The organism is Geodermatophilus chilensis (genome assembly GCF_002802985.1).
In the GTDB taxonomy this organism is placed as follows: domain Bacteria; phylum Actinomycetota; class Actinomycetes; order Mycobacteriales; family Geodermatophilaceae; genus Geodermatophilus; species Geodermatophilus chilensis.
In genome coordinates this window covers 1-5,678 of the sequence record NZ_NVPT01000242.1, presented here as the reverse complement: position 1 = coordinate 5,678, position 5,678 = coordinate 1, and the positions used below count along the sequence as shown (strand labels likewise).

Genomic DNA, 5,678 nt, shown 5'->3' with positions numbered 1-5,678 from the left:
CTGCAGTCGAACGCCAATGGAGTCTTAGGCAGCGTCAGCTGTGTATAAGCGCCCGACTCAGGCTCGTCGTGCTGGTCCTGACGACAGCGGTCCTCAGTGGCTGCGCGGGCCTGCAGGAGGACGACGTCGCGCGGGTGGCCGACGCCTTCGAGGACCCGGACGCCGCCCCCGCCGACCGGTGCGCGCTGCTCGCCCCGGCGACGCTGCAGACCCTCGAGTCCGACGAGTCCGCGCCGTGCGCCGACGTCATCGGGCAGCTTCCGCTGCCCGGCGGGGACGTAGAGGCCGTGGAGGTCTGGGGTGGTGCGGCGCAGGTCCGGCTCGGCGGCGACACGGTGTTCCTGACCGAGACGCCGTCCGGCTGGCGGGTCACCGCCGCCGCCTGCGAGCCACGCGGGGAGCTGCCCTACGACTGCGAGGTGGAGGGGTCGTGAGGGGTGTCCGCGGGGTCTTCCTCGGCTATCTGGCGGTGATCCTGCTCGGGATCGCCTACGTCGTGGCGCTGGGGTTGATGGGCCGGTGACCGCACCCCGCTACGGCTTCGTCCGCGCCAACGCGCTCAGCCTGGTGTTCGGCGGGCTCTTCCTCGTCACCCTGGTGGGTCAGGCGGTCGCCGGCGTGGCCGACCACAACGCCCGGCAGGTGAGCGAGGGCCTGCCCGAGATCTCACTGCTGGACTACGTCACCTCGTCGTCCTTCGGCGTCGACGTCATGGAGAACTGGCAGTCGGAGTACCTGCAGTTCCTGCTCTACGTCTTCGCCACCGTCTGGCTGGTGCAGCGCGGCTCCTCGGAGTCCAAGGAGCCGGGCCAGGAGGGCACCGAGTCCGACGAGGAGCAGCAGGTCGGCCGGGACGCCCACGGGGAGTCGCCGGCCTGGGCCCGCACCGGTGGCTGGCGGACGGCGGTGTTCTCCCGCTCGCTCGGCCTGCTCATGGCCGCGCTGTTCCTGCTGACCTGGGCCGCCTCCTCGGTGGCCGGCTGGGCGGCGTTCAACGCCGAGCAGCTCGGGCAGCGGCAGGACCCGGTCAGCTGGGCCGGCTACCTCGGCGAGGCCGACTTCTGGAACCGGTCCTTCCAGAACTGGCAGTCCGAGATGCTCGCCGTCGGCTCGATGGCCGTCTTCGCCGTCTACCTGCGCCAGCGCGGCTCGCCGGAGTCCAAGCCGGTGGGCGCCGCGCACGCCGACACCGGTCAAACGGGTTGACGGAGACCCGTGGCCCGGCCCGCTGGCGTGGCCCCGTCCCGGGTCCCGCCCTGAGCCTGCGAGGGGTGGGGAGGACGGGGTCCTTCTGCCTGCAGGAGGGCCGGTCCTCAGGCCGGTCCTCAGGCCGGTACGGCGAGGGCGAGGACGGCGAGGTCGTCGGCCTCGTAGCGGGAGTGGCGCAGCCGCTGCTCGACCGCGGCGGTGATCGCCTCGACGGTCGACTCGGCGTTCCGGCAGCCCTCGGCGAGCACCCGGAGCAGCCCGTCCTCGCCGAACTGCGCGCCGGTGTCGTCGCGGGCCTCGGTGACCCCGTCGGTGTAGAGCACCAGCGTCGATCCCGGCGGCAGCTCCACGTCCACCTCCGGGACGTCGAGGTCCGGGGCGATGCCCAGCGGCCGGCCGGGCACCCCGACCTCCCGCGGGTCGCCGGGGCCGGCGAGCACCGGCAGCGGGTGCCCGGCCACGCCGACGGTCGCGCACACGCCGCCGGGTCCGGGGGAGAGCACCAGGCAGCAGGCGGTCACGAAGCGCAGGGGGCCCTCGGACTGCGCGCGCAGCAGCGCCGCGTTGACCGCGCGGAGCACCTCGGCCGGGCCGGCGGTCGTCTCGGCCGCCGGGCTGGCCGCCGCCCGGGCGGTGTGCCGGGTCAGCGCGGTGACCGCCGCGGCCTCGGCGCCGGTGCCGCAGACGTCGGCGATGAGCACCATCCAGCGGCCGTCGGGCAGCGGCATGACGTCGTAGGTGTCGCCGCCGACCAGCCCCGCACCGCCGCCGGGGCGATAGCGGGCCGCCAGCTCGACGCCGCGGATGGCCGGCAGGTGCGAGGGCAGCAGGCTGCGCTGCAGGGTGTCGGCGAGCTGGCGGACCTCCGACTCGGCGCGCAGCCGGCCGAGGAACTGGCCGATCTGGCGGCCGGCGTGGGCCAGCACGTCGACCAGCTCCGCCGGCACCGGTCGCTCCTCGCGGGAGAACAGCTCGCAGACGGCGAGCAGGTCGTCCCCGCGGAGGACCGGGAACGCCACGCCGGTGCGGATGCCGTCGGCGCGGGCCGCCTCGGTGCGGACGAACCGCGGGTCGCTCCACAGGTCCTCGATCACCGTCGGGGTCCGCTGCGCCCAGGTCAGCCCCGGCAGGCCCTCGCCGCGGACGAAGCGGTACCGGCGGGAGGCCTCGTGCAGCGCCCCGGGCTCCTCGCCCGGCGCAGTCCAGGTACCGACGTGTGCCAGCCGGCCGGTGTGCTCGTCGGGCTGCCACAGCGTCGCGGTGTCCCAGTCCAGCTCGGTGCACAGCGTCGGCAGCAGGTCGCGGAAGGCGACGTCGGCGTCGCGCGCCTCGGTGAGCGCCGCGGTCACCCGGAGCGTGGCCCGCAGGTAATGGCTCACCTCGAACTGCCGCTCGAGGAGGATCGTCGTGCTGGCGTCACGCAGGACGGCGACCACCAGCGCGTCAGCCCCGGCCGTGGCGGCCTGCTCGAGTCGGGAGAGCGTCAGGTCGATCGCGACCTCGTGGCCCGAGGCATGCAGCGCCGGGAGCTGGGTGGTCGCCCCCACGAGCTTGCCGTGCCCAGTGGCCGCGTAGCGGGCGAAGCCATCGCCGTGCCCACGCCGGAGGCGTTCGGGCATCAGGACGGTGAGGGGCTGTCCCACCAGGACTTCGGGGCGGTGCCCCAACAGCGCGTGGATCGCGGGGTTCACGTAGGCGATCCGGCCTTCCCGGTCGGCAACGACGACCGCGTCCGGCAACGCTTCCAACAGAGCCGGCGCAGCCAGTGCCACAGTCGACTCCGGCGCCATCCCCCCACCTTCTCTACGGGATGCCACGGCCAACGATCCCACACGTTGCGTCAGTGGCCCACCACCGATGGTCGGCATGTGGTCATGTCGACACGAACTCAGAAGGCATACCTGATGCGCAGCCACGGCGCATGCGCCGCGACGAGTTCCTGCACCCGGGTGACCCCGGCGCGCTTGACGTCGTTGCGGTAGCGCACGTTCCAGCTGCCGTTCTGGCTGCGCTTGGGCTGCTGCAGGTCCGGCCGCCGGAGCAGCTCCTCGGCCTTCGGGTGCCACCCGAGGTTGACCTGGTGCAGGTCCCGGTTGTGGGTGAGCAGGATGACCTCGGCCGCCGCCTGCGCCTTGGCCGCGGCGAGAGCTCGTCGTCCAGCCGGCGCAGCAGCTGCGCCCAGTCGGCCTCCCAGCCCTCGCGCAGCACGACGGGGGAGAGGTTCAGGTGCACCTCGTACCCGGCCTCGACGAAGTCGTCGACCGCGGCGATCCGCTCGGCGACCCGGCTGGTGCGGATGTCGAGCACCCTGGCGTCGTCCTCGGGCATGACCGAGAAGCGGATGCGGGTGCGGCCGCGCGGGTCGAGCTCGAGCAGCTGCCGGTTGACGTACTTGGTGGCGAAGGAGGCCTTGGCCGTCGGCAGCTCGGCGAAGGTCGCGACCAGGTCGGCGACGTTGTCGCTGACCAGCGCGTCGACCGAGCAGTCGCTGTTCTCACCGAGGTCGTAGACCCAGGCCTGCGGGTCGCACTGGTCGGGCTCGGTCTTGGGGCCCTGCCGCGCGACGTGCCGGCGCAGGTAGCCGGTGATCTGCTCGATGTTGGTGAAGACGGTGATCGGGTTGGCGTAGCCCTTCTGCCGCGGCACGTAGCAGTAGGCGCAGGCCATCGCGCACCCATTGGCCGTCGAGGGGGCGATCCAGTTCGCCGAGCGCCCGTTGGGCCGCGCGGTCAGCGACTTCTTGACGCCGAGCACCAGCGTCTCGGACTTCACCCGCACCCAGCGCTCGACGTTGCCCTCGTTGCCGTGCAGCTCGGGGATCTCCCAGTGCGAGGGGACCTCGACCACCTCGGCGCCGGGGAAGCGCCCCAGCACCTGCTGCCCGCGGCGTGAGGCGAGGGCGGCAGGCTCGGCGTAGACCTGGCGGACCTGCAGCAGCCGGGAGAGGTCGTCGGTGGGGCGGGTGGTGGACGGGACGGACACGGGGGACGGCGAGGCCGCGGGGCTTCCCACGACCGGTACAGCACCGGCCCACCGCGGGGTGTTCCAGCAGGTCGGCGCGTCGGAGCGGGTCCTCAGCAGCCGGCCGACGGGGAGGGCAGCGCCCCCGGGTCGGGCCACAGCCGGGCGGGCACCGTGCCGACGAGCGAAGCCGCCGGCACCGGGCCGAAGGCGCGGGAGTCGACCGATCCGTCGCGGTTGTCGCTGAGCAGGAACAGCTGGCCCTCGGGCACCGTGACCGGGCCGAACCAGACGCCGTCGAGGTGGGCGGGGTCGATCGCCGGCTCGCACACGGGGGCGCCGGCGACGACCAGGACGCCGTCCTCGATGGCCACCTCGTCGCCGCCCAGCGCCACCGCCCGCTTGACCAGCATCCCGTCGCCGAGCGGGTCGGTCACGGCGACGACGTCGCCGCGCTGCACCGGCCCCTGCCCGTGCCGCACCAGCAGCAGGTCACCGGGCGAGACGGCCGGCGTCATGCTGTCGGAGTCGACGCGCATCGGCTGCAGCGGCAGCAGGCCGGAGGTCGCCGCGACCAGCAGCAGCGCCGTCCCGGCGGCGAGCCACAGGACGGCGCCGCGCAGCCGCTCCCACGGCCGACCGCCGGAGCCGGTGCCGGCGGTCGGCCCGGGGGCCGCCCCGGCACGGGGCGCCCAGTGCCGGGGGGAGCCGCCGCGGTCCCTGGTGCGGGGGTCACCGGGGACCGCGGCGGCGGTTCGGGGGGCGGTCCTCACCCGAGGACGCCGGTGAGCCACAGCGCCCACGCGGACCCGCCCAGGACCAGCAGGCCGTTGAGCGCGCGGCCCCGCCAGGACGCCGGCAGCAGCGCGGCCAGTGCGGCCACGGTGAGCAGCTCGGCGGCGACCACCGCCGTGCCGACCGCCTCGGGGCCGTGCCCGGCGGCGGACCCGGGGAGCCCTTCCATCGCGACCGGCCCGGAGGCGCCCAGCGGCATGCCCTGCGCGTACTCGACGCCGGTGACCGGGTCGACGGCCACGGTCTCGCGGCCGGGGACGTGGTGCTCGTGCCCGCCGGTGAGGGTGTCGTGCACGGCGAAGGCGTCGAGCAGCCCGGTGGTGTGGGCGACCACGTACAGGGTCAGCAGGCCGACGGTGCCGAGCAGCGCCGTCGCCACCAGGTGCCGGCCCGCGCGGGTGCCGGCCCAGGTGCCGAGGACCAGCCAGGCGGCGAGCCCCGCCTGGGCCAGCGCGGTCAGCAGGAAGAAGCCGACCGCCAGCGAGCCCGCGGACAGGTGGTCGACCGCGGCGGCCAGGTGCAGCCCAGCGGCCGTGGCCAGGCCCAGCGCCGCGGCCAGCTGCCACCAGGCGGTGCGGCGGCGGGTCTGCAGCACCACCCGGGCGGCTGCCGGGGCGGGGGCGACGGTGGTCACCGCGACCGCCGCCGGATCGGGGTCGGCGTCGCCGCGGCCGGCCTGGGAGCCGTGGTGGTGCCGTCTCCTATACACATCC

Annotated in this window: 6 protein-coding genes; 2 read left to right on the top strand and 4 right to left on the bottom strand. The window is 74.9% G+C overall.

Annotation, left to right across the window (positions count from 1 at the left end; translation table 11 throughout):
• Positions 1 to 434 (top strand): hypothetical protein (locus tag CNO22_RS25255; protein ID WP_232807343.1); only part of this gene is annotated, 434 nt, incomplete at its 5' end.
• An 85-nt stretch (positions 435 to 519) separates the two neighbouring features.
• The gene (locus CNO22_RS25250) at positions 520 to 1,206 is read left to right on the top strand and encodes a DUF6766 family protein (protein WP_100502000.1); all 687 of its coding nucleotides are present in this window, start codon (positions 520 to 522) and stop codon (positions 1,204 to 1,206) included.
• Positions 1,207 to 1,325: 119 nt separating this feature from the next.
• On the opposite strand, the gene CNO22_RS25245 is transcribed toward CNO22_RS25250, so the two are convergent.
• From CNO22_RS25245 to CNO22_RS25230, 4 genes are all read right to left on the bottom strand, one after another.
• Entirely contained in the window at positions 1,326 to 2,981 is a 1,656-nt protein-coding gene (locus tag CNO22_RS25245; protein ID WP_232807342.1) for a SpoIIE family protein phosphatase, read from the bottom strand.
• A gap of 100 nt (positions 2,982 to 3,081) precedes the next feature.
• On the bottom strand, positions 3,082 to 4,191 hold the full coding sequence (locus tag CNO22_RS25240) for a spore photoproduct lyase family protein (protein WP_232807341.1): 1,110 nt from the start codon (positions 4,189 to 4,191) through the stop codon (positions 3,082 to 3,084).
• A gap of 92 nt (positions 4,192 to 4,283) precedes the next feature.
• Complete coding sequence (gene lepB / locus CNO22_RS25235; protein ID WP_198588594.1) at positions 4,284 to 4,943, bottom strand: signal peptidase I; 660 nt, start codon at positions 4,941 to 4,943, stop codon at positions 4,284 to 4,286.
• On the bottom strand, positions 4,940 to 5,678 hold a 739-nt coding region (locus tag CNO22_RS25230; protein ID WP_198588593.1), incomplete at its 5' end, for a hypothetical protein. The genes lepB and CNO22_RS25230, both read right to left, overlap by 4 nt.